Annotated in this window: 20 protein-coding genes; 6 read left to right on the top strand and 14 right to left on the bottom strand. The window is 69.8% G+C overall.

Features of this window, described 5'->3' with window-relative positions:
- Positions 1–16 precede the first annotated feature (16 nt).
- From NGR01S_RS01625 to NGR01S_RS01615, 3 genes are read right to left on the bottom strand one after another with little or no spacing between them, the layout of a single operon-like run.
- Positions 17–430: a secondary thiamine-phosphate synthase enzyme YjbQ gene (locus NGR01S_RS01625; RefSeq protein ID WP_063034355.1), complete on the bottom strand. Its 414-nt coding sequence runs from the start codon at positions 428–430 to the stop codon at positions 17–19.
- 11 nt (positions 431–441) lie between these two features.
- Positions 442–1,344, bottom strand: a complete 903-nt coding sequence (locus tag NGR01S_RS01620; protein ID WP_063034354.1) for a Sir2 family NAD-dependent protein deacetylase — start codon at positions 1,342–1,344, stop codon at positions 442–444.
- A 55-nt stretch (positions 1,345–1,399) separates the two neighbouring features.
- Positions 1,400–1,630 (bottom strand): hypothetical protein, encoded by a 231-nt coding sequence (locus NGR01S_RS01615; protein WP_063034353.1) that lies wholly within the window; start codon positions 1,628–1,630, stop codon positions 1,400–1,402.
- 435 nt (positions 1,631–2,065) lie between these two features.
- On the opposite strand from NGR01S_RS01615, the gene NGR01S_RS01610 reads away from it, so the two are divergent.
- The 3 genes from NGR01S_RS01610 (at position 2,066) to NGR01S_RS01600 (ending at position 4,942) form a co-directional block, all read left to right on the top strand.
- Complete coding sequence (locus NGR01S_RS01610; protein ID WP_245664382.1) at positions 2,066–2,833, top strand: MHYT domain-containing protein; 768 nt, start codon at positions 2,066–2,068, stop codon at positions 2,831–2,833.
- 108 nt (positions 2,834–2,941) lie between these two features.
- Entirely contained in the window at positions 2,942–3,997 is a 1,056-nt protein-coding gene (locus tag NGR01S_RS01605) for a nucleoside hydrolase (protein WP_063034352.1), read from the top strand.
- 42 nt (positions 3,998–4,039) lie between these two features.
- Complete coding sequence (locus NGR01S_RS01600) at positions 4,040–4,942, top strand: amidohydrolase family protein (protein WP_063034351.1); 903 nt, start codon at positions 4,040–4,042, stop codon at positions 4,940–4,942.
- Positions 4,943–5,152: 210 nt separating this feature from the next.
- Here NGR01S_RS01600 and NGR01S_RS01595 read toward each other — a convergent pair whose 3' ends face one another.
- The 6 genes from NGR01S_RS01595 to NGR01S_RS01570 all read right to left on the bottom strand — a co-directional run bounded on the left by NGR01S_RS01595 (position 5,153) and on the right by NGR01S_RS01570 (position 13,172).
- Entirely contained in the window at positions 5,153–5,599 is a 447-nt protein-coding gene (locus NGR01S_RS01595) for a DUF1579 family protein (RefSeq protein WP_063034350.1), read from the bottom strand.
- A 142-nt stretch (positions 5,600–5,741) separates the two neighbouring features.
- On the bottom strand, positions 5,742–7,331 hold the full coding sequence (locus tag NGR01S_RS01590; RefSeq protein WP_084480282.1) for an FAD-dependent monooxygenase: 1,590 nt from the start codon (positions 7,329–7,331) through the stop codon (positions 5,742–5,744).
- 1 nt (position 7,332) lies between these two features.
- Positions 7,333–7,968, bottom strand: a complete 636-nt coding sequence (locus tag NGR01S_RS01585; RefSeq protein WP_063034349.1) for a TetR/AcrR family transcriptional regulator — start codon at positions 7,966–7,968, stop codon at positions 7,333–7,335.
- Between the two features lie 55 nt (positions 7,969–8,023).
- Positions 8,024–9,016 carry a methylmalonyl Co-A mutase-associated GTPase MeaB gene (gene meaB / locus NGR01S_RS01580; RefSeq protein WP_063034348.1) on the bottom strand — a complete coding sequence of 331 codons (993 nt, stop codon included), beginning with the start codon at positions 9,014–9,016 and terminating at the stop codon, positions 8,024–8,026.
- Positions 9,013–11,298 carry a methylmalonyl-CoA mutase gene (scpA, locus tag NGR01S_RS01575; protein ID WP_063034347.1) on the bottom strand — a complete coding sequence of 762 codons (2,286 nt, stop codon included), beginning with the start codon at positions 11,296–11,298 and terminating at the stop codon, positions 9,013–9,015. Before scpA ends, meaB begins: the two co-directional genes overlap by 4 nt.
- Positions 11,298–13,172, bottom strand: coding sequence for a methylmalonyl-CoA mutase family protein (locus tag NGR01S_RS01570; RefSeq protein WP_084480281.1), 1,875 nt, complete (start codon positions 13,170–13,172; stop codon positions 11,298–11,300). The genes scpA and NGR01S_RS01570 overlap by 1 nt, the downstream gene beginning before the upstream one ends.
- 473 nt (positions 13,173–13,645) lie before the next feature.
- Here NGR01S_RS01570 and NGR01S_RS01565 point away from each other — a divergent pair, with 473 nt between their 5' ends.
- A complete protein-coding gene (locus tag NGR01S_RS01565) occupies positions 13,646–14,359 on the top strand; it encodes a TVP38/TMEM64 family protein (protein ID WP_063034346.1) in 714 nt (237 codons plus the stop codon).
- A 166-nt stretch (positions 14,360–14,525) separates the two neighbouring features.
- On the opposite strand, the gene NGR01S_RS01560 is transcribed toward NGR01S_RS01565, so the two are convergent.
- The 5 genes from NGR01S_RS01560 to NGR01S_RS01540 form a co-directional block, all read right to left on the bottom strand.
- Complete coding sequence (locus NGR01S_RS01560; RefSeq protein ID WP_063034345.1) at positions 14,526–16,259, bottom strand: hypothetical protein; 1,734 nt, start codon at positions 16,257–16,259, stop codon at positions 14,526–14,528.
- Positions 16,256–18,058 carry an ABC transporter permease family protein gene (locus NGR01S_RS01555; protein WP_063034344.1) on the bottom strand — a complete coding sequence of 601 codons (1,803 nt, stop codon included), beginning with the start codon at positions 18,056–18,058 and terminating at the stop codon, positions 16,256–16,258. The genes NGR01S_RS01560 and NGR01S_RS01555 overlap by 4 nt, the downstream gene beginning before the upstream one ends.
- Positions 18,059–18,130: 72 nt before the next feature.
- Positions 18,131–19,339 (bottom strand): ABC transporter substrate-binding protein, encoded by a 1,209-nt coding sequence (locus NGR01S_RS01550; protein WP_157107071.1) that lies wholly within the window; start codon positions 19,337–19,339, stop codon positions 18,131–18,133.
- A gap of 120 nt (positions 19,340–19,459) precedes the next feature.
- Positions 19,460–20,692, bottom strand: coding sequence for an SPFH domain-containing protein (locus tag NGR01S_RS01545; RefSeq protein ID WP_063034342.1), 1,233 nt, complete (start codon positions 20,690–20,692; stop codon positions 19,460–19,462).
- Complete coding sequence (locus tag NGR01S_RS01540) at positions 20,692–21,123, bottom strand: NfeD family protein (RefSeq protein ID WP_063034491.1); 432 nt, start codon at positions 21,121–21,123, stop codon at positions 20,692–20,694. The genes NGR01S_RS01545 and NGR01S_RS01540 overlap by 1 nt, the downstream gene beginning before the upstream one ends.
- Before the next feature lie 102 nt (positions 21,124–21,225).
- Between NGR01S_RS01540 and NGR01S_RS01535 the strand changes: the two genes are divergently transcribed.
- Positions 21,226–22,053: a DUF3097 domain-containing protein gene (locus tag NGR01S_RS01535; RefSeq protein ID WP_063034341.1), complete on the top strand. Its 828-nt coding sequence runs from the start codon at positions 21,226–21,228 to the stop codon at positions 22,051–22,053.
- Between the two features lie 64 nt (positions 22,054–22,117).
- A complete protein-coding gene (locus NGR01S_RS01530; protein WP_063034340.1) occupies positions 22,118–22,933 on the top strand; it encodes an Rv1486c family protein in 816 nt (271 codons plus the stop codon).
- The last annotated feature ends 68 nt before the right edge of the window (positions 22,934–23,001 follow it).

The raw sequence follows: 23,001 nt of genomic DNA, 5'->3' as shown, positions 1-23,001 counted from the left end.
ACCCCGGCGGGCGCGTTCACCCCCCGGAGGTCAGGAACGACAACCGCACCTCACGATCCGGATTGTCGATATTGATATCCACCAGCGCTATGGACTGCCAGGTGCCCAGCGCCGGTTCACCACTCAGGACCGGAACGGTCGCGTACGGGGCGATGAGCGTGGGCATCACGTGGGAGCGGCCGTGCCCGGGCGACCCGTGCGCGTGCCGCCACCGGTCGTCGGCCGGGAGTAGGTCACGCAGGGCGGCCAGCAGATCCTCGTCGCTGTGCGAGCCCAGTTCCAGGATGGCGATTCCGGCGGTGGCGTGCGGTACGAAGATGTGCAGAAGACCGTCGCCGCCGGCGTCGTTCGCGAACGCCCGGCACTGCGGGGTGATGTCGTGGACCACTTCGCTGCGGCCGGTGTGCACCGCGATGACTGTGCTGCGCATAGCCGGGCAGCCTACGCGGCTCCGGCGGGGCCGGCGACGGGACGCGCGCTACGGGCGCGGTACCTCTCGGCCAATCCGACCAGTAACGGTGAGCATCCGGCATCCAGCCGCCGGTCGGCGAGACCGTCGCTGCGGGTGGCGCCGCGGTTCACGATCACCACCGTGCCGCCGTTGCGGGCGACCCGGTGCACGAACCGGCGGCCCGACAACACGGTCAAGCTGGACCCGGCCACCACGATTACCTCCGCCGCGTCCACCATTGCGTAGGCGGCCACGACCCGTTCCGGCGGCACGTTCTCCCCGAAGTACACGATATCGGGCTTCCACATCCCGCCGCACCGCGCGCAATCCACCATGCGGAAACCACTGGTGTCCTCGACCACGGCATCCGCGTCGGGAGCCACCTCGTGGCCGGTCACCGAGGCCGCGGCGAAACCCGGATTGGCCTGTTCCAACTGCTCGGCCAGCGCCATCCGGGAAATACGCGCCCCGCAACCCAGACAGCGCACCTGGGCATAGCTGCCGTGCAGGTCGATCACCCGGCGGCTACCCGCCTTGGTGTGCAGCAGATCGACGTTCTGGGTGATCACACCGGTGACCGGGCCCCGGCGCTCCAATTCGGCCAGGGCCCGGTGGCCGACATTGGGGCGGGCGGCGTCCATGTACCGCCAGCCCACGTGATTTCGCGCCCAATAGCGCTGCCGGAACACCGGGTCGCCGACGAACTGCTGGTAGGTCATCGGCGTCCGCGGCGGGGCGTCGGGTCCACGGTAATCGGGGATTCCACTGTCGGTGGAGATCCCCGCGCCGGTGAGCACGACCGTGGGCCGGTCGCCGATCAGCTCGACGAGATCGTCGAGGGCAGCGGACCAGGAATCCGGGTGCGGCGGGGTGAGCAGCGCCGTTTCGGGCATACCCCGAGCGTACGTGCCGGTCCGGCCCCGCCCACCCGGGGCCGGAATTCATCGGTCAGGGCTGGACGCCGGCGAGTTTGCCCGCCTCCGCGTCGAGACCGAGCATGGCCAGCAGATTGCGGCAGTCGGCGGCATCGGTGGCGTGGCCGGCCACGATCCGGGCCGCGACGGCACTGCGGCGGGCGGCCTCGGCGCGTTCGGCACTGCGGATTTCGGCGAATTCGGCCAGATAGGCCTCGGGCAGATCGTGTTCGACGGCGGTGGGACGGCTGGATGTGCCAGGCATGGGTCTCCTTCGAGTTGTCCGAAGCCTACGCCGAGGGCCGGTGACACACAGCCCAACCGGAAACTCGATCCGGCCGCCGAAGCACACCCGCCCGAAGCGCTTCACCCGCGCCGACCGGGTTACGGACCGATGTGACGGCCGCACCGAAGAATTCGGCACCCGGATGAGTTGGGCGGCATCGGGTACCGGAAACGACGTGCCGGACGATTGCCGGAATCGATAGCCGCACATCTTGTAGTGTGCTCCACGTCATAGCGCGACTCCGCGCACACTGTCGCGCAGATTCCGTGTCACAGGTGCGCCTATGTCATCTTTGCGGCCCTTGTTTTTTATGACACAACCCCTCTAAATTCACCTCCTGCACGTTCAACAATTTGGAATGCTCGCGTTCCGCTGTTGCGGGGGCGGGCTTCCACCCAGCGAGGAGGTCCACCGGTGGAGATCGACCACTTCAGCCATGGCTGGCTCACCCCCGTGGTCGCGTACGTCATGTCGTTCACCGGATCGTTGCTCGCACTACGGTGTATGAGCCGCGTACGCAGCAGGTCACCGTTCGACGGCTGGCTCATCGCGGCATCGGTGGCCCTCGGCGGCACGGGCATCTGGGTCATGCATTTCATCGCCATGCTGGGTTTCCGGATCAACGGCGCCGCCATCCGATACGACGTACCCGTCACCCTGGTCAGCGCCGCGATCGCCATGGTCGTGGTCTGGCTGGGACTGTGCCTGGCCCGACAGCGGCGGCTGGGCGGCCAGAGCCTGCTGGTCGGCGGCGTGGTCACCGGGATCGGCGTGGGTGCGATGCACTACGCCGGTATGTATGCCATGAAGACCGACGTCGAGATCGGTTACGAAGGGTCGACGGTGGCGTTGTCCATGGTGATCGCGGTGATCGCCGCGACGGCCGCGCTCTGGTTCACCCTCAATGTGCGGGGAACCCTCGCCACCGTGGGCGCCGCCCTGGCGATGGGCGTCGCCGTGGCCGGTATGCACTACACCGGTATGTACGCCATGCACCTGGGCGAACAGCACCATATGACACCCTCCGGCGCCGGCGCCGCACAGCTGCTGACCCCGCTGATCGTCGGTGTCAGCCTGCTCACCGTGGGCATGCTTTTCCACTTGGGCCTCACCGAGGTGAGCGGCAGCGCGGCCCTCACCCGCCGGCCCGCCACCGACACCTACTGGCCCACTCGCGACTGATCAGGAGTCGTCCACCCCGCGACGTATTTTCGGCACACCGACCAAAATGCGTCACTGTGACACGACCCGCTCCGGATCCGCTGCCGCACCTCCCGATAGGGTCATGGGGTGCGGCAGCGGATCATCCTGGACGTGGACACCGGCGTGGACGATTCCCTCGCCCTGCTCTATCTGCTCGCCGGCCCGGACACCGAGATCATGGGGATCGCCTCAACCGCCGGCAATGTGCCCGCGGCCCAGGTCGCGATCAACAATCTGGCCTGGCTCGAACTTGCCCGGGCCCCGGAGATCGAGGTGACCCTCGGGGCCGCCGAACCGCTCGAGACCCCCCTGCGCACCACCGAGGACACCCACGGACCGCACGGCGTCGGATACGCCGAACTCCCCGCCCCGAGCCGGCGTATCTCCGAACGCAGCGCGGCAAGAATGTGGGTGGATCTGGTGCGGCGTCATCCCGGTGAACTGACCGGGCTGTGTACCGGGCCGCTCACCAACCTCGCCCTTGCGCTCCGCGAGGAACCCGAACTCCCGCGGCTACTGCGCCGGCTCGTGATCATGGGCGGGGCGTTCTCCCACCCCGGCAACACCACACCGACCAACGAGTGGAACATCCACGTCGACCCCGAGGCCGCCAAGATCGTCTTCGACGCCTTCTCCGCCGCCCCACCGGACCGCCGTCCGCTGATCTGCGCCCTCGACATCACCGAAACCATCGAGATGCGGCCCGCCCACCTGATCCGGCTGGCCGAGCGGGCCGGTAGCTTTCCGCTCGAGACGGTATCGCCCGCCGACCCGCCCACGGCGCGTTCGGCGGCGAGCAATCCGATCATCCGCTACCTCACCGACGCGGTGCGCTTCTACTTCGATTTCCACCACGGATACAACCTCGGCTACCTCGCCCATATGCACGACCCGTTCGCGGCCGCGGTCACTTTGGATCCGGCGCTGGCCCGCACCCGGCCCGCCACCGTGGACGTCGAACTGACGGGCACCCTCACGCGGGGCGCCACCATTGCCGACTGGGCCGGTATGTGGGGGCGGCCGCCCAACGCCGATATCGTCGTCGGCACCGACCCCGTACGGTTCTTCGACCGGATGATCGCCCGTATCGGCGATCACGCCCGCACCCTGTACCCCGGGGATCCGGTCGGCCGGGCGCGATGACGTGCCACCACCCCTGCCCCGACCCCACCGAGAGGAACGAACGTGAACACCTCCGGAGTAACCGAGGTCCCGGCCGACGAGGAGTACCTCGTGGAGTTCCGGCAACGGCTCGGATTGCCCGGAATAATCGATGTGCACACCCATTTCATGCCACACCGGGTGCTGCGCAAGGTGTGGGCATATTTCGACGATGCCGGTCCGCTCACCGGGCGTCCCTGGCCGATCACCTATCGCGCCGACGAATCGGTCCGGCTGGACATGCTGCGCCGCTTCGGGATCCGCGCGTTCACCGCCCTGGTGTACCCGCACCGTCCGGACATGGCGGCATGGCTGAACGAGTGGACCGCGAAATTCGCCGCCGAAGTCCCGGAGTGCCTGCACACCGCCACCTTCTATCCCGAGCCGAGTGCCGCGGAATACGTGGCGGCCGCGGTGGAGCGGGGCGCCCGGGTCTTCAAAGCCCATATCCAGGTCGGCGCCTACGATCCCCGTGACCCCCTGCTGGAACCGGTCTGGGGCCTGCTCGAGGACGCCGGTGTCCCCACCGTCATCCACTGCGGCTCCGGTCCGGCGCCCGGCGCGTTCACCGGCCCCGGACCGGTCGCCGACGTCCTGCGCCGGTTCCCGCGCCTGCCGTTGATCGTGGCGCATATGGGAATGCCCGAGTATCGGGATTTCCTGGACCTGGCGGACCGGTATTCCGAGGTGTGCCTGGACACCACCATGGCGTTCACCGATTTCGCCGAGGCCGATATCCCGTTCCCGGCGGCCGACCGGCATCGTTTGCTCGGGCACGGCGACCGGATCATGTTCGGCAGCGACTTCCCGAATATCCCGTACCCGTACCGGCATGCCGTCCAAGCTCTGGAACGGCTCGACCTGGGCGACGACTGGTTGCGCCGCGTCTGCTACCGCACCGCCGCGGGCCGGTTCGGCCTCGACTGACGGCGGTCATGCGACGGGCCGCAACCCGCGACCGCGCCCCGGTCGGCAATCGAGTTGCCGCCGGGCGCGGCGGCGTCCTACCGGCTGCCCGAACCATCCCGCCCCGCCGCCTCACGTGCAGGCGAGGATCGGCGGCCGGCCCGACGGGCCTGCCCAACTCCAGGTCGGGCGAAGAACAGGTTTCCGGTGTGGTGGCGGCCCGTATGCGGATCATTCGATGGCGGAGAAGTCCATGCGCATCCATGGGATCCATATGCCGGTGCCGGGGTCACGTTCCCACAGCGCGGACATCGACGATCCGTCTTCGGATGGCCGGAGGGTGCTGCGCATTCCTTCTCCATCGAAGAGCCAGGACCCGTCGGCGTTCGGGCGTGCCGTCATAGTGCTGTACGAACCGGAGGCGTCGAAGGCCCGCATCGCGTAGGTGTCGGCCTCCGGGTCGTGGTCGCCGATCAGTTCGAGTGCCTGAATGTGCTCGCCACCCATCATTACGTCGACGCGGTGCAGGATCCATCGGCCTCCGGTCATCCACTCGTATTCGTCTGTGCCCTCGATTTTCACTGTCTGCCGACCTTGCTCATCGAGGACGACACCGGACGTCTTCCACCGGCCGATGATCGTTTCGAACCGGAGCATCGGGTGGATAGGCGTGGCCATTCCAGGTTCTCTTTTCGTCGGCGGGATACGCTCTCGGTCCCGAGCACGGCATTGCAGAGGCGCTCAGGTGGTGCACTCGTGGGGTAGACGAGCTGGACCGGGAGAACTCATCGGCGATACCGCTCCCACCGCTGACCCGGAACTACGCCGGATCCGTTGCCTTTTCGGCGATTCGCACCGGAACCCCGGACCGGTCCGGCCCGGCCCAGCGCGCCAGCGCGGCACGGCATTCGGCGATCTGCGCGGGATCGGGCGCGGAATCGGTGGCCCAGGCCACCCGGCCGTCGGGTCGCAGCAGCAGTGCGGCGGCCGTGGTGTCCTCGGTGCGGGCGCACACCACGCCGATCCGGCTCGGCAGGCCGGTGAGCGCCGCGGACCATGCCTGGTCGGCGCCGAGATCCAAGAGCAGCGGGCGGGATTGCCGGATCAGTTCGGCCAGGCGCACCACACCGCCGTCGACGCGCAGCGTGAGGTCCGGGGCGCTGTAGCCGACCAGTGGATGCGGGTCCGCGACACCCATGTCGTAGCGGATATCCGTCCCGGCGATCATCGCGGCCACCCGGGCGACCGCGGATTCGTCGGTGAGCAGTTCGGCGAATACCGTACGCAGGGCGGTGGTGTCCCCGCCCGGCGCGAGCAGCGCCGATTGGGCCCGGGCGGCCAGTTCGGTCCGGGTGGCCACCTGCCGGCGTTCCCGGTCGTAGCTGTCGAGCAGACCGGCCGGTGCCCAGCCGTCGAGCTCGGCGGCCAGTTTCCAGCCGAGTTCCACCGCGTCCGCCAGTCCCACGTTCAGTCCCGGCCCGCCACCGCCGGTGTACACGTGCGCCGCGTCACCGGCCAGGAAGACCGGTCCGTCACGGAACCGTTCGGCCACCCGGGTGTGCCCGCCGCGCAGCCGCCGCAGTAGATGCGGGCCCGGTCCGACGGGCTCGCCGAGCGGGATGTCGGCACCGAGGACCCGGGTGATACTCGCCCGCATCTCCGCCAGCGTCATCGGTTCGTCGGTCGGGGGTTCGTCCCATTCGACAGTGGACAGCATGGGCGGCCGGCCGGCGAACGGGGCGTAGGTGAAACCGCCGTGTTCGGTACGTAGTGACAGGAACGGCCGGACCGGGCCGTACCCGGGTACCCGCAGCTCGCCGGAAGCCGGGTCCACCCATTCGGCGGGGATCGAGGCGTGAACCGTGCGGGCGGTCGTGCGGTCGTAGCCGATTCCGGGGAAAGCGATCCCGCGCTGTTTGCGGACGATGCTGTGGGCGCCGTCGGCGCCCACCAGATAGCGGCTACGAAGAGGGGCCGAGCCGTCCGGACCCGAGATCTCCACCGCGACCCCGTCGCCGTCGCTCTCGACGCCCACGATCGCGGCGCCGCGGCGGACCTCGATACCGAGTTCGGCGGCGTATCCGCTCAGCGCCGCGACAAGTTCTCGTTGCGGGATGGGCAGGGTGTAGATCGGCCCGTCGTCGAGCAGACTCAGATCGAGGGCCAGCCCGCCGAACATGAAGTACCGGTCATTGGGCCGGGGTGGACCGGATGTGCCGCTGAGCCGCTCGTACAGCCCGCGCCGATCCATCAGCGGCACCACCTGGCCCACCAGGCCGTTGGCCCGGGGTTCGGTATCGGCCTCGGCGGCGCGTTCGATGACGAGCGGCCGGATTCCGGCCCGGCCCAGTTCGCAGGCCAGCAGCAAGCCGACCGGGCCCGCCCCCGCGATGATCACGTCGTAGCGCATCTCAGCTCCCGGCATTCGGTACAGGCAGCCCGGCGGCCACCTGGGTCAGCGCCGCGCGCAACGCGACGGCGAGTGATTGGGGCGGCGGGGCGCTCCGGGAGTGCTCGGTGGCCACCACGCAGGCTGTACCCACCACCGCGGCGACCAGCTTCGGGTACAGGTCCTGGTCCGGATCCACGCCGACCCGTCCGGCGACGGCCGCGGCCAGTTCCCGCTGGGCGAGTGCGTCGGCCTCCAGCACGGCACCGCGTACCGCGGGCTGGGACAGGATCTCCCCTACGCCCTCGGCCCAGCGGGTATCGCCCGTCCCGTTCGCCTGGGTATCACCCTCGCCCACCTCGAACCCGTGCAGGACCGCGGCGGTGATCGCGGTCCAGAGCGGCTCCGCCACGGGACGCTCGCCCAGCAGCCGGGCGATCTCGTACATCCGGTCCAGGTGCCGCGAGGCCACGGCTTCGGCCTTGCTGCCGAAATAGTTGCGGAAGGTGCGATCGGAGACACCGACCGCGGCCGCGATCTCCTCGACGGTGGTCGCGTCCCAGCCCTTCTCGATCGACAGCCGGATGGTGGCGAGACTCAGTGCGAGCCGCGTCTCCCGTTTCTTGCGCTCCCGTAACCCGGGTTCGGCATCGTTCATGCCCCCAGGGTACATATAATTTCCGAAATAGAAAGATTTCCAAGGCGGAAACTTTTTATCCGTCGAACGCGTCCAGGAGTTTCTGCGCGGCCAGCGCCGCGGTCAGGGTTCCGTCTCGGACCTCACGCTCCACTTCACCGCGCAGCGACTTCACCTTCGGATTGTCGGCCAGGCGGCGGAGCAACTGGTCGTGCACCATGGTCCAGGTCCAGTCGACCTGCTGACGACGGCGCTTCTCGGCGAATTCACCCGCATCGGTGAGCACCCGGCGGTGTTCAAGCACGGTCTGCCAGAACTTCTCCAGCCCGACCCCTTCCAGACCGCTCATGGTCAGTACCGGCGGCCGCCACAGCGGATTGTGCGGATGGATCAGCCGCAGCGCCCCGGACAGTTCCCGGGCCGCCGATTTCGCCTCGATCTCGTGTTTACCGTCGGCCTTGTTCACCGCGACCAGATCGGCCAGTTCCAGGACACCCTTCTTGATGCCCTGCAACTGATCGCCGGTACGCGCGAGGGTGAGGAAGCAGAAGACATCGACCATGTTCGCCACGGTCACCTCGGACTGCCCCACCCCGACGGTTTCGACCAGGATGACGTCGTAACCGGCCGCCTCGAGCAGCACGATCGTCTCGCGGGTCGCCTTCGCCACTCCGCCGAGTGTGCCCGCCGTCGGCGACGGGCGGATGAAGGCGTTCTCCTCCACCGACAGCCGTGCCATCCGGGTCTTGTCACCGAGGATCGAACCGCCGGTCCGGGTGGACGACGGGTCCACCGCCAGTACGGCGACCCGGTGCCCCTCTCCGATCAGCTGCATACCGAGGGCGTCGATGAAAGTCGACTTCCCGACCCCGGGCACCCCGGTGATCCCCACCCGGTTCGACAGTGCCGCACCGGTTTCCGGGGTCAATTGCAGCAGCAGCTGCTGCGCCTGGTCCCGATGGTCGGCCCGGGTGGACTCCACCAGGGTGATCGCCCGCGCGAGGGCGGCCCGGTCACCGGAGCGGACCGCCTGCGCGCGGGCTTCCACGTCGACGACACGTGTGCTCATCCCTGGCTTTCGACCCCGGATCCACTCTCGCCGGAACCGAGTTCGTGCCCGAGCGCGGCACCGAGCTTGCGCAGCAGATCGATCGCCGCGTCGGCGATCACGGTGCCCGGCGGGAAGATCGCCGCCGCGCCCGCCTCGTACAGCTCGTCGAAGTCACCGGGCGGGATGACCCCGCCGACGATGACCATGATATCGGGTCTGCCGACATCGGCCAGCGCCTGCCGCAGGGCGGGCACCAGCGTGAGGTGACCGGCGGCCAACGAGGATACACCGACGACGTGCACGTCGTTGTCCGCCGCCTGGCGGGCCACCTCTTCGGGGGTCTGGAACAGCGGGCCCACATCGACGTCGAACCCGAGATCGGCGAAGGCCGTGGCGATCACCTTCTGGCCGCGGTCGTGCCCGTCCTGGCCCATCTTCGCGACCAGGATGCGCGGACGTCGCCCTTCGGCCTCGGCGAACTCGTCCACCAGATCCCCGGCGGTGGTGATGAAGGTGTCCTTGCCGGCTTCGTCGCGATACACACCGGACAGGGTACGGATCTCGGCCTGATGCCGGCCGTAGACCTTCTCCAGCGCGTCGGAGATCTCACCGACGGTCGCCTTCGCGCGCGCCGCGTCGATGGCCAGGGCCAGCAGGTTGTTCTCCATCCCGCCCTCGGACGCGGCGGCGGCCCGGCCCAGCTCACCCAGCGCCCGGTCCACCGCGTCCTGATCACGGTCGGCTCGCAACTGCCGCAGCTTCTCGATCTGCTCGGCGCGCACCCGCGAGTTCTCGACCTTGAGGACCTCGACCTCGTGATCCTCGGCGACCTGGTATTTGTTCACGCCGATCACCGGCTGCTGACCGGTATCGATCCGCGCCTGGGTCCGGGCCGCGGCTTCCTCGATGCGCAGCTTGGGAATGCCCTCGCCGATGGCCTGGGCCATTCCACCGTGCGCCTCCACCTCCGCGATATGCGCCCGGGCCCGATCGGCGAGCTGATGGGTCAGCCATTCGACATAATAGGAACCGCCCCACGGGTCGATCGGTCGCGTGGTGTTGGACTCCTGCTGGATCAGCAACTGGGTGTTGCGCGCGATGCGGGCCGAGAAATCGGTCGGCAGCGCGAGCGCCTCGTCGAGCGCGTTGGTGTGCAGCGACTGGGTATGCCCCTGGGTCGCGGCCATGGCCTCGATACAGGTGCGGGCCACATTGTTGTAGGCGTCCTGCGCGGTCAGCGACCAGCCCGACGTCTGCGAATGGGTCCGCAGCGACAGCGATTTCGGGTTCTTCGGATCGAACTTCGCGACCAGTTCGCTCCACAGCAACCGGCCCGCCCGGAGTTTGGCGACCTCCATGAAGAAGTTCATGCCGATGGCCCAGAAGAACGACAGCCGCGGCGCGAACTTGTCGATCTCCATCCCCGCGTCGATCCCGGCCCGTAGATACTCCACGCCGTCGGCGAGGGTGTAGGCGAGTTCGAGATCGGCGGTCGCCCCGGCTTCCTGGATGTGATAGCCGGAAATCGAGATGGAGTTGAATTTCGGCATCTTCGCGCTGGTGTAGGCGAAGATATCGGAGATGATCCGCATCGAGGGCTTGGGCGGATAGATGTAGGTGTTGCGGACCATGAACTCTTTCAGAATATCGTTCTGAATGGTTCCGGCCAGCTGCTCGGGCGCCACGCCCTGCTCTTCGGCGGCCACGACGTACAGCGCCAGAATCGGCAGCACCGCGCCGTTCATGGTCATCGATACGCTGACCTGATCGAGGGGGATCTGGTCGAACAGCTGGCGCATGTCCAGGATGGAGTCGATAGCGACACCGGCCATGCCGACATCACCCTGCACCCGAGGATGGTCGGAGTCGTAGCCACGGTGGGTGGCCAGGTCGAACGCCACCGACAGACCCTTCTGCCCCGCCTGCAGATTACGGCGGTAGAAGGCATTGGAATCCGCGGCCGTCGAGAATCCCGCGTACTGGCGGATCGTCCACGGCTGGTTCACGTACATCGTCGGGTACGGCCCGCGTACGAAGGGCGCCACACCGGGCACGCTGTCGAGCGGGAACCCGGCTTCGGCGACGGCATCACGATCGGCCTTGGTGAACACCGGCGGGACATCGATCCCCTCCGGGGTCGACCACACCAGCTGCTCGGGAGCGTAGTTGTTCGCCGCGGCCGCCTCCTGCACGAAGGAGTCACGCGCGCTCCGGCCGGCCGGGTCGGGCGTGAAACCCGGCTCGGTGAGCGGTACGTCGGCGAAACTGCCGATCTCCTGCTCGATTCGCTGTGTCGTCATCAGGCTCCCACCTTCTCCAGCAGGGCGGTCAGGGCGGCGACCGCGTCGATCCGGGCCGCCAGGAACCCGTCCGGACGCCGGGCCGACTCGATACCGGCCACGACCTTCTCCGCGCCGGCCAGCAGTACGGTCCCGACTCCGGCGCCACGCAGTTGTGCCACCGCGCCGGCCGCATCGGTGCCGTAGCGCGCGTCGGTACCGCAGAGCACCGCGATCGAGGCTCCGGATTCCTTCGCCGCCGCGGCGATATCGCTCTCGGCGAGCGGGCCGGGGTTGACGGATTCGATTCCACCGGATGCCAGCAGATTGGCGATGAAGGTGACCCGCGCATTGTGCTCGGCCACCGTACCCAACGGCACCAGCAGCGCCTGCGGCCGGCGGCCGTGTGTCGCGAGGTAGGCATCGGAACGATCCCGCAGCGCGTCGAAAGCGGCGCCGTACCGCCGGCCGGGGCCGGCCGTACGAGCGGCCTCCGACAGCGGCGCCTCGGCGAGATTCGGGAATTCGTTCACTCCGGTCACGGCGGTACGGCGATGGGCGATATCGCTTTCCCGGCGGGCGTACGTCTCGGCGATCCGGGTGGCCACCAGACCCGCGTCCAGCGCGGCCCGGTAGCCGCCGGCGGCTTCCAGTTCCTGCATGAACGCCCATGCGGCGGTGGCGAGTTCGTCGGTGTAGCGCTCGACGTACCAGGAGCCCGCCCCGGGGTCCTGGACGTGTCCGAGATGGGATTCCTCGAGCAGCAGCAGCTGGGTGTTGCGGGCCATCCGTTCGGAGAACGACGCCGAGACCCCGAGTTCACCGGTGGGCAGCGCGGAATCGAACGGCAGCACGGTGACGGTATCGGCGCCGCCCACCCCGGCACCGAAGGCGGCGAGGGTGGTACGCAGCAGGTTCACCCAGGGGTCGCGTCGGCTCATCATGGCCGCCGAGGTCACTCCGTGCTGTGGGGCCGCGCCCGCCGACGGCGCGCCCAGCGCGTGGGCGACCCGCGCCCACAGGCGCCGTGCGGCCCGGAACTTGGCGATCGTGGCGAACTGGTCGTCGGTGGCGGCGAACCGGAACTCCAACTGCCGCAGTGCTGCGGGGACCGGCATCTCCCCGGCCAGTGCGCGCAGGTATTCGAGTCCGGCGGCGACGGCCGCGCCCAGTTCCTGGGCGTCGGAGGCGCCGGCATCGTGGAAGACGGTGCCGTCCACGGTGAGCGCCCGGACGGTTTCGGGCCGCTGCCCGGCAGCGACGGCCAGGGCCGCGGTCTCGGCGAGCCCGATATCCTCGGTTCCGGCGAACGCGCTGGTGAGAGGCGACGCCCCGAGGGATACCCGGATGGCGGCACGATCGGGCGCCGAGTATCGGTCGAGCACCTCGTAGACCGCCGCGGCCGCCGCCGCGGTCCCGCCCCCGGCGTGCAGAGCCAGCGGCGCCAGCTCGAAGAGCAGGCCGTCGAGCGCGGCGGCGATATCGGTCACCGGCACACCGTGCGCGCCGACCCCGAGTTCCACAGCGCTCAGGCCGTTCTCCAGCCCGCCGGTGATCTCCCGGTTGGCGGACGCGGCATCGGCGGCGCCGATCCGGGCACTGACGAACCAGCCGCGGTGGACATCGCGGGTGGCGTCGCCGCCACGGACGAACGGATAGGCGCCGGGCAGCGGCTGCTCGGGCAGTTCGTCTCGGCGCGTGTACAGCGGCGCGATATTCAGCCCGTCGTAGGTCGACTGGTTCAGTAGCTTTTCGGGTTCCGCACCGAGTTCGGCCGCGTCGACCTTGCGGGTCTTGGCCAGCACCCCCGCCACACCCTTGCGCCAGGCGGGATATTCGGGCACCGCGGACGAGGACGGATCAGCTCCGGCCGCGGGCTCTGCAGCAATCGGCATACCCTGTTCCCTCATTGTCGTTCCAGTACAAGCGCACCACAGGTGTGCACGGGTACCTTGGCATCCGCCCAGCTCAGCGAATACGTTGGTTAACGGGCATTCAGCCCGCTCCTCCGATGCTAGCGGGATGCCCGTACGGCATCGTCCGTGGCCACCACTACCAGCGAGTAACCTGGTGGCGGCGGACCTCGTCGCGCCTGTTCACCGGCGCCCGGGGCCCGGTCCACGCGGCAGGCCCCTCCGGAGGACGGCGGGCACAGCGCCGTCCCGATCCCCTGTCGGAGTCTGCGCGGCGCCGCGGACCACGAAGTCGACCTCCTGCGACAGGGCGCCTCCCGTATCCCCGCCCGCTACGGCCCGCCGACGCTCGCGCCGATAGGCGGTCCGGCCACCGCCCGACGAACGCGCCGGCCCGATCGATCGCTCCCGCACCGCTCGGCGGGCCGCCACGGACCGACCGGTAACCTCGCCCGGTGTCCCGAATGCTCCGCGACCGGCGGCTGGTCCTGCTCCTGTGCTGCGCCGCGCTCGTCTGCGCGGCGGCACTGCTGACCCCTCTGCCGAGTCCCGCGCAGATCCAGCAGTGGGCCGGGGAGGCCGGCCCCTACTTCCCGGTGCTGTTCTTCGTGGCACATACGCTGATCACCATCGCCCCGGTCCCGCGCACCGTGTTCACGGTGGCCTCGGGTCTGTTGTTCGGTCCCATGGTCGGGCTCGCGGTGGCTGTGGGCGCCACGGTACTCAGCGCCGCGGCCGCCTTCCTCCTGGCGCGCGCCTACGGACACGACCGGGTGGGCGTGTACCTGCACCATCCCACCGTGCGGATCGTGGACGAACGCCTGCATCGGCGGGGCTGGCTCGCCGTGGGCGCGCTCCGATTGATCGCCTTCGCACCGTTCTCGGTGGTCAACTACTGCTGCGCTCTGTCCTCGATCCGTTTCTGGCCCTATCTGGGCGCGACGGCCATCGGGATCCTGCCCGGCACCGCCGCCACCGTCATCCTGGCCGACGCGCTGGCCGGGGGCACCCATCCGGTGATGGTAGTGGTCTCGATCGCCTGCATCGCCGCCGGACTGCTGGGCCTGGTGATCGATCAGCGGTGGAAACCGGCGGTGGCGGAACCGGTCACCGCCCTGGACCGAACGCCGGGCGGCGACACCACGCCCAAGATGGTTGCTGACCGATAGCCGAGTGTGGCCTGGGTACGATTCCCGTGACCTGGGATCCCGCGCAGGCACGTCGTTACCGCACCACCGCGGAATCGCCGCCGGACAACTGAGGGGTCCTGCGCATGCGGATTGTCGATCGGATGTTGTGCAGCTCCTACCGCGTCCTGTCCGTACCGGCGGCGGATCAGGGCTGATCCGCCGCCTCGTGTACCTCCGACGGCCAGCGTTCGAAGTCCGGCGGTTCGGTCGTGCCGCGGAGCGACGCGGCCGCGCCGAGGTAGTAGGTCACATGGGCCGCGCGGGTATTGCGCCGCCCGGCCTCGGCCAGCCAGCTGTGCGCGTGACGCCGCACCGCGGCGACGTCGTGCGCCGGTTCGCCGTCCAGGACCAGATCGCCGTGCTCGGGCGCGATGAGCACCGCGGCACCGAGGTGCTGCAGACAGCGTCCGATACCGCTGTTGTCGGCCAGCTCTCGATAGACGGTCAGGGCGCGGCGCCAGCAGCGCAGGGCGCCGCGCGGTTCACCGCGCGCCCAGGCCACCGCGCCCGCGATCTCGTGTACCCGGGCCCAGCCGTCGGCGTTCTCGTCGTCGCGGGCGCGCAATGCCGCCAGCTCCAGCCGATCCTGGGCGGCGTCGAGGCGGCCCTGAAGAATATGCGCCACGGCGAGGTCGGTCAGCACCCGCACCTGGTTCGCCAGGTCTTCGCGCGGCAGACGCCACCAGGCCGCCCGTAACCGATCGACGGCGGCAGCCAGCGCCGCGGGGGTTTCCGCCGATTCGAGCCGCGTCAGACCGGCGGTGTGTTCGGCACGGGCACCGATCCCGGTGGCCCGGCGCCACCACGGGCGCCATCGCCACGGTGGTACCCCAGCGGGCCCGGCGCGCAGCTCCAGCGCCCGGTGGTGGCCACTCAGTACCTCCGGTCCGAGGCTCACCAGGGCCGTTGCCAACGATCGTGTTCTGCGGACGGGGGCCGGACGGACGGCATACCAGGTATCGAGAGCGTCACAGATACGGACCAACTGGGCGGCCGTGGCCGGAGGGATGGCCGCGGCACGATCACGATCCTCGAGGCAACATCGACGCACCAGCTTGCGCAGGCGCGGCTCCTCCACCGCGAACCAGCGGCGGGCCGGCGGTCCGAACGGCACCGTGGTGACCCCGAGGGCCCAGCCGGTGGCCCGGTCGGCGTTGTGGCGCAGGAGCGCGAAAAGAGCTGCCTGCCAGATCGCCCCGGTGAGCACGGTCGCCCGGTCCGGTTCCGCCGGAAAGCGGGCGAGCCGATAGCGCTGGGTTTCGTGGCAGACCAGCACCCTGTCCGAGATCAGTTGCGTCAGCAGATCCGTGGCGGTCCATCGCTCGCCCGGTGCGCTCGGCTGCGCCCCGGCCGAGGGGCTCGCGGCCGCCGGGAGGAGCGCCAACTCCATTCCGACCGCGGTCAGAATCGCGTGCACGGTGGCGGCGTCGTATTCGGCGACCGGTAGTGCGCGCAGTGCCGCCGCGACCGGGTGGACGCCGAGGGTGGCATCGGGTCCGACACCGTATTCGCCTGTGGCCTCGGCGATGGGTTCCTCGTTCTCGTCGTCGTCACCCGGTGACGACAGCAGGGGGTCCGAGGCCCACGGACCGGTGAGCGGCGGCCCGTCCAGGCCCGCGAGTAGCTCGCGGCGGCGGCGCAACCGGCGCCGGGCCCGCCGTTCGGCGGTCAACCGGTATCCGGTGTAGAGCAGGGCCAGGACGACGAGCAGCACCGCGAGCCAGCGCAGCCCGGAAGCCACCAGCTGTAACTCGGCGCTCTCGCCGAACGAGTCCATGACCAGATTGCGGCCCAGTTCCAGCAGCAGAGCCGAGGCCAGCACCGACAGACCGCTCAGCACCCCCGAGACGACCGAGGTCCGCGGTAGGGGTTCCCTCATCGCAGTACCCCGCCGGTCAGTCCGGGCACGATCCACCGGCGCCACGTCGCCAGCACCAGTGCCACCGGCAGCAGTCCCGCGATCAGCGAACCGGCCGCCAGCTGGGCGGCATTCTCACCGAACTGCCGCGCCTCCCCCCACAGCAGCAGCGACCAGGGTGAGGCGCCGGCACCGCTGATCAGCAGGCCGACGATGAAATCGTTCCAGACCTGGACGAATTCGAGTACAGCCACCGCCCCCAAGGCCGGGCCCGCCGAATCGAACAGCCGGCGGCTGATGGTGCCCGGGGCCGCGAGCCCGTGTAACGCATCCGCGGCCGGGCTGCCGGGCGGTGCCGCGACCGCGCCGCGCAGGATCAGCACCGCGATCGGCACCCCGGCCGCGGCATGCACGAGCACGAGCGGCACCCGGGTCCCGGAGAGTCCGTTGTCGTCGATGAAAATGTCCAGCGGACCCAGATACGCCTGGACCGGCAACACCGCCAGTACCACCAGCACAGTGATGATCGTGCGGGTCATCCACCCGGCGGGAGCCACCGCGAGACGGTAGGCCAGCGGCGCGGCGGCCGCCACCACGATGATCGTCGCGAGCAGGGCCACCCAGAAGGTCGCCTCGACCGAATGCAGCAGCCACCGGTCCCGCCACACATCGGCGAACGCGGCCGCCGACCAGCCGTCGGGCCCGCGGAACGCCACCACCACGAGTACCACCAGCGGTATCACCGCGGCCACCGATACCGCGCCGATCAGCACCCCCCGGGCCCGATCGGCGACAGTTCGGTCGGTGGGCGCGGACGGAATCTCGTCGACCGGATGCGCGGCGGGCGGAAAACCGGCACGCCGATCCCGGAGGTCGGTCTGCAGCGCCCAGGCCGCCACCCCGAGCAGTGCGGCCAGCGGCAGCGCATAAGCGGCGGCCTCGCCCGCGGTGGCCGGGTCGGTGGCCAGCCGCCACCACGACACGGTGGCGCTGTCCACCTGGTACTGGACCGAGCCCGGTACGCCGATGAGCACCACATCGAACACTCGCGCCGCCGCGACGCCCACCACGAGCCCGGCGACCAGAACTATCGGCCGTTGTAGGGCGAACAGCCGCCAAACCAGCGTGAGCCCGGGCTTCTCCTGGAGCCTGGTCCATCGCACGGGGTCACGTTCCAGGGCCCGGATACCGGCCCGGAACACCCCGACCAGGAACCCGAGCCAGGTCCACAGAAAAGCCGAGCCGAGCATCACCACGAACCAGGTGCGATATCCCGGGAAGCCGTCGAAACCGAGCCGCGCGCCGGTGTACTGGAAGATCAGGCGGAACGCGACCCCGGACACGATCGCCGAGATACCGAACGGCACGATGAGCGGCAGCCACAGCCCGCGGCTGCGCCGGGTCCACCAGGCCAGTAGCATCGCCGTGACCAGCATCGCGGCCGCGAACGCCATCCAGTACAGACTGCGCGCATACGATTCGTCCGACGAGTACAGCGCGACGAGCGATACCGCTCCCACCAGCGCCGGAACCGCCCAGAGGCGCCGATTCGCACTGCGGCGGGCCGCCTGCACCGCGGCCACGAACACGGCGACCGCCACCACGCTGAGCACCACCGGCCAGAGCCGGGTGCGCACGGCCAGCACGACGGTTCCGGCGGCCGGCACCAGGAGCAACGCCAGGAGCAATGCGGCCGGTAGGCAGGCAATCAGGGTGATGCCCCGTTGCGGCGGCCGCCCGGACTGCAGCGGCCCGTGCATAGGCCCGAGCGGCAGTTCCAGTCGCAGGCGGTGTGCTTCGAATCCCGGCGCCGCGCTCATCGCCAACCTCTTTCGAAACGTCCCAGGGTCGCGACGGCGGCGTCGGCGGCGGCACCGACATCACCCCCGTTATCACCGACGGTGATCAGGAACTCGGTGAGTACCCGCCATAATCCGTCGCGGCCGCCGACCGCGCCGATACGATCGGACAGATCGAAATCCGGCCAGTCGGTCAGTTCCGCGGCGATGGGCGCCGACCAGCGCGAATACCGGGCGCGGGTATGCAGGTTGGGCCCGAGGAACCCACCGGCCTGCTCGATCCACGGCACCGACGCCCCGGCGGCCGCCAGCGCGGCCACCACCGCGTCCGCGCGGCGGTCCGCCGACCGGGTCAGCACCATCACATCGCCGCCCATGATCCGCGGATTCTCCCCGCCCCGGCAGCACGCTCGGAAACGGCACCACCGCGGCCGCTTCTTCGGTCCGGCCCGACCGCCACAACGCATCCCGCACGACCGGCTCGGCGAAATCCGGCGCCGCCACGGCCAGCGCTCGCCGGTGTTCGAAGACATCGCGGACCGCGTCGGCGAACTGTTCGGTCAGTGCGGTGCCCACTCCGCCCGGTAACCCGTCGCGGATACCCCACAGCCCGCCCAGCCGGACGAAGGTTTCGTGCACGGCCGGCACATCCCAGGTCCGCACCCCGGTACCCAGCTCGCGATACACCGCCGGCGATGCGGCCAGCAACAGGTTCTCGAAGAGATCGGTGAGTATCCAGCCGTCGGCGGCGCCCAGGGCGAGCAGCCGCCGGGACGTGCCGGCGGCTTCGCGCACCCCCACGAGCCAGTCGTCGACAGTCCAGCCGACCGGATCACCCAGCCCGGACGCGGCGAAGCCGTCCCGGTCGTACCAGATCAGCGATTTACCGCTCGCCTTGAACGGCACCCCGTAGGGCCGGTCCCGATAATGGCACAGCTGCCGCCACTGCTCGGCGTAACGCGGCCCGTCCGGGCCCGCCCACAGCTCCGCCGGCACCTCCCGCAGCCGCCCGGCGGTGACCAGGTCCCGCAACTGTCCGGCCTGGGGCAGCATGACGATATCCGGGGCCGACCGGCCGCGCGCGGTGAGCGCGGTGCCGATCTCGTCGCCCAGCGGCACCACCTCGACCGGTTCCGGCAGGGCGGCGGCGTCGAGCACCGACCGGAAGGCCGTCAGTTCCGGTCCGCTCCAGGCCACCGCGATCCGCACCACCGCGCCGTCACCGAGTAGCACATCCGGTGAGCAGGCCACCAGCAGCGGCGCGAGCGCGGCCGTCCGGAGCACGGCACGACGTGTTCTCACGATCCCCCGATGCGCTTGTCCGGCAGTGGGTTCCGATTATGACCCAGGGTCCGGTCCGGCGCGGGCGGTTCGGCGAACCTACCGAATCGTGAGCCGAGTGACCGGCTCCCGCTGACGTGGCTACCGGTCCGGCTGCTGCTGCGGCGGTACGCCGGGTTGCTGCGGCACGATCCCGGGATGCGGTGCGGGCTGCTGCGGCGGCAGGGCCGCGGGAGCGGCGGGCTGGCCCGGTTTGGTGGTCGTCACCGGTGCGGCGGTGTCGACCGGGGTCCGCGCGACCGATTCCGCGGCGCGGACCGCCCGCTCCACTGCCGGATCGGTGCTGGTATCGAACCAATCCGCCACCTCGTCGGAATCGTCCTCCGGTTTCCCGGGGACTTCCGCGTCGGCGGGCGGCTCGTACCGGAACACTCCGTCCTCGCCCTGCGTCGCGAAATTCTTCGCGAACCCCTCCAGCGCTTTGCCGAAGTCGCTGGGAACAAGCCAGACCTTGTTCGCGTCGCCGCGCGCCACCATGGGCAGGGTCTGCATGTACTGGTACGCCAGCAGTTCGGGTGTCGGTTTACCGGACTTGATCGCCGCGAAGACCTTCTCGATGGCCTTGGCCTGCCCCTGGGCCTGCAGGTACGAGGCGGCCCGTTCGCCCTGGGCGCGCAGGATCCGGCTCTGCCGCTCACCTTCGGCCGACAGGATCGCCGACTGTTTCGCGCCCTCGGCCGACAGAATCTGCGCCTGTTTGGCCCCCTCGGCGGTTTTGATCTGCGATTCCCGGGTGCCCTCGGCGGTGAGGATCATGGCCCGCTTCTCCCGGTCCGCCTTCATCTGCTTCTCCATCGATTCCTGGATCGACGGCGGCGGATCGATGGACTTCAGCTCGACCCGCGCCACCCGCAGGCCCCAGCGTCCGGTGGCTTCGTCGAGCACTCCGCGCAGCTGGTTGTTGATCTGGTCGCGGGAGGTGAGTGTCTCCTCCAGCGTCATCCCGCCGACCACATTGCGCAGCGTGGTGACGGTGAGTTGTTCGACGGCGGCGATGTAGTTGGAGATCTCGTAGACCGCGGCCTGCGGCTGCGTGACCTGAAAATACACCACCGAGTCGATCTGCAGGGTCAGATTGTCCTGGGTGATCACCGGTTGCGGCGGGAAGGACACCACCCGTTCGCGCAGATCGACCTTGGCGCGGATTCGGTCGACGAACGGGATCAGGAAGGTCAGCTGTCCCGAGACCGTCCGGGAGTACCGGCCGAGCCGTTCGATCACCGCCGCCTCGGCCTGGGGCACCAGCGCGATCGATTTGAACACGACCACCGCCACCAGCAGTACCAGTGCCAGGACGATTATCAGTGCAGCCATCACGGGCCTTTCCAGACGACGGCGGTCGCGCCGTCGATCTTCATCACGTACACGGTCGCGCCCTCCGGGTACTGCTCCCCCGGGTCCAGAGAACGCGCGGTCCACACCTCGCCGCCCAATTTCACCAGTCCGTCGTGCTCACCCACCGGTTCCAGCACCAGCGCGGTCTTACCCGGCAGGGCGTCGGCATTGGTCAGCGTCGGCGGCGGAGTGCCGAAGCGCCGCAACAGAACCGGCCGGACCCCCAGCAGCAGCACGACCGCCGACACGGCGAACACCACCGCGTCGACCACCGGCGCGGTGTCGCCGAGGAAACTCACGCCCGCGGTGAGCAGTGCGGCGGAACCGAGCATCAGCAGCGTCAGTTCGCCGACGAACATCTCCGCGGCTGCCAGCAATATGCCGGCGACCAACCAGACAAGTGCGGCCACACCGCCCACCTTAGTGCGATACCCGCCGTCCCGGGGCCGGACCGGCGACACCCCCGGGCCGGCGACCGCCGCGACAGCGGCGCGTGCGCTACGTTCGGGCCGGTGAGCGATCGATACGGTGACATCTTTTCCGGCCACCCACGCACCGCCCGGCGCACCGTCCCGCGGGTGGACGCCGAACCCGATCTGGTGGTCGAGGACGCGGCCAGCGGGTTCTGCGGCGCGGTGGTCGGATTCGACCGCAGCTACGACGGTGATTTCGTAAAGCTGGAGGACGCCCGCGGCGTGGTACGGCTGTTCGCGCTGCGGGAAGCCGCGTTCCTGATCGACGGGCAGGCGGTCACGCTGGTCCGGCCGAAGGCGCCCGCGCCGGCCCGGCCCGGCCGGTCCGCGTCGGGTTCCACCCGGGTCGAGGGGCTGCGGGCGAAAGTCGCCGCACCCAGCCGGATCTGGGTCGAGGGCGTACACGATGCGGCGCTGGTGGAACGGGTCTGGGGGCACGATCTACGGGTCGAGGGCGTGGTGGTCGAACATCTGGAGGGGTTGGACAATCTCGGTGCCCGGCTCACCGATTTCGGACCCGGCCCGGGCAGGCGGGTCGGCGTCCTGGTCGACCATCTGGTCACCGGATCCAAGGAGGACCGGCTCACCACCGGGCTCGGCGACCACGTGCTGGTCACCGGGCACCCGTACGTGGACGTCTGGCAGGCTGTGAAACCGGCGGTACTGGGCATCCCGGAGTGGCCGCGGGTGCCGCGTGGCGAGGACTGGAAGACCGGAGTGTGCCGGCGGCTCGACTGGGGCACACCGCAGGAAGGCTGGCGCCGGGTGTATTCGGCGGTGAACTCGTTCCGCGATCTGGAGGCTCCGCTACTGGGCGCGGTGGAACGGCTGATCGACTTCGTGACCGAACCGGGCGAACCATTTTAACCCGCGAGAACAGCCTCTGCAGAGGCTGCCCGCCGGTTGCCGAGACCCTTTATGCTCGATGATTATGTGCTCTCCCAGTGCCACCCTCACGCTGTGGGCCGGATCGTGGCTCGCGGGTCGCAGCGCGCCCGACGACGTACTCGAGGCGCTGCACGCCTGGGCGCCGCGGCATACGCTCGCGGCCGGGGACCCGGTCACCGGCGGGCGCACCGACCTGCCGTGGTCCGCGCACGGGAACCCGAACGGCACCGGAGTCATGCCGCTACTCAAGCTGATTCGCGAGGAGCTGGCCGTCGCGGGCGCAGAGCTGCGACTGGTGCTGCCGGTGCCCGGCGATGTCCGCGGCCTGCCGACCGGGACCGCGTTCGCCGCCGACGCGGTGGAAACCGGGGAGGGCATCCTGCTGGGCGTCCCGGGCGCCGAGGGCACCGGCCTCATCCCCTGCCCGGTGGACGAGAACACCCTGCAGTGGACCGTCTACAGCGTGCCGATGCCGCGCGGCGCCGGACCCGATATTTCACTGGGCGAGGCCGAATACGCGATGCGCGAGGCCGTCCGGGACGCGGCGGACGCGCTGATGCGCCTGCACACCACCGGCCTCGGCGCCGGCGACGCCGACCCACGCGAACTCATCGAGGCCGAACTCGCCGACTATTCGCGGCACACCTATCCCGAATGTGTCCCGTTGCGCGCCAAACGGATCCTGGATTCGGCCGACCATGTGGCGGCCATCCTGACCGTGGCCCAGCGTGAGCCGGCTTCCGCGCCGACCTCGGCCAGCGCCGCCACCGCGCACGAGACCCTGCTGCGGCCGCTGTGGGACGCCATCCGCGCGGCCCGCCTCGTCGCGGTGCACACCGCCGCGCCGCAATCGCGCTGATCCCGGGGCGGGAGCGCCACCTGGATCGTTCGAGCAGTACGGCCACATCGGTACCTGTCGCGGTGCGG

The sequence above is a fragment of the Nocardia grenadensis NBRC 108939 genome (assembly GCF_001613445.1).
GTDB classification, from domain to species: domain Bacteria; phylum Actinomycetota; class Actinomycetes; order Mycobacteriales; family Mycobacteriaceae; genus Nocardia; species Nocardia grenadensis.
The sequence above is the reverse complement of the archived record's forward strand: the minus strand, read 5'-3'. Positions and strand labels throughout refer to the sequence as shown.

Excerpts from the sequence above, each read along its gene's own strand:
- NGR01S_RS01625 (WP_063034355.1), bottom strand. The coding sequence starts at position 430 with ATGCGCAGCACAGTCATCGCGGTGCACACCGGCCGCAGCGAAGTGGTC.
- NGR01S_RS01620 (WP_063034354.1), bottom strand. The coding sequence starts at position 1,344 with ATGCCCGAAACGGCGCTGCTCACCCCGCCGCACCCGGATTCCTGGTCC.
- NGR01S_RS01615 (WP_063034353.1), bottom strand. The coding sequence starts at position 1,630 with ATGCCTGGCACATCCAGCCGTCCCACCGCCGTCGAACACGATCTGCCC.
- NGR01S_RS01595 (WP_063034350.1), bottom strand. The coding sequence starts at position 5,599 with ATGGCCACGCCTATCCACCCGATGCTCCGGTTCGAAACGATCATCGGC.
- NGR01S_RS01590 (WP_084480282.1), bottom strand. The coding sequence starts at position 7,331 with ATGCGCTACGACGTGATCATCGCGGGGGCGGGCCCGGTCGGCTTGCTG.
- NGR01S_RS01585 (WP_063034349.1), bottom strand. The coding sequence starts at position 7,968 with ATGAACGATGCCGAACCCGGGTTACGGGAGCGCAAGAAACGGGAGACG.
- meaB (WP_063034348.1), bottom strand. The coding sequence starts at position 9,016 with ATGAGCACACGTGTCGTCGACGTGGAAGCCCGCGCGCAGGCGGTCCGC.
- scpA (WP_063034347.1), bottom strand. The coding sequence starts at position 11,298 with ATGACGACACAGCGAATCGAGCAGGAGATCGGCAGTTTCGCCGACGTA.
- NGR01S_RS01570 (WP_084480281.1), bottom strand. The coding sequence starts at position 13,172 with ATGCCGATTGCTGCAGAGCCCGCGGCCGGAGCTGATCCGTCCTCGTCC.
- NGR01S_RS01560 (WP_063034345.1), bottom strand. The coding sequence starts at position 16,259 with ATGAGGGAACCCCTACCGCGGACCTCGGTCGTCTCGGGGGTGCTGAGC.
- NGR01S_RS01555 (WP_063034344.1), bottom strand. The coding sequence starts at position 18,058 with ATGAGCGCGGCGCCGGGATTCGAAGCACACCGCCTGCGACTGGAACTG.
- NGR01S_RS01545 (WP_063034342.1), bottom strand. The coding sequence starts at position 20,692 with ATGGCTGCACTGATAATCGTCCTGGCACTGGTACTGCTGGTGGCGGTG.
- NGR01S_RS01530 (WP_063034340.1), top strand. The coding sequence starts at position 22,118 with ATGTGCTCTCCCAGTGCCACCCTCACGCTGTGGGCCGGATCGTGGCTC.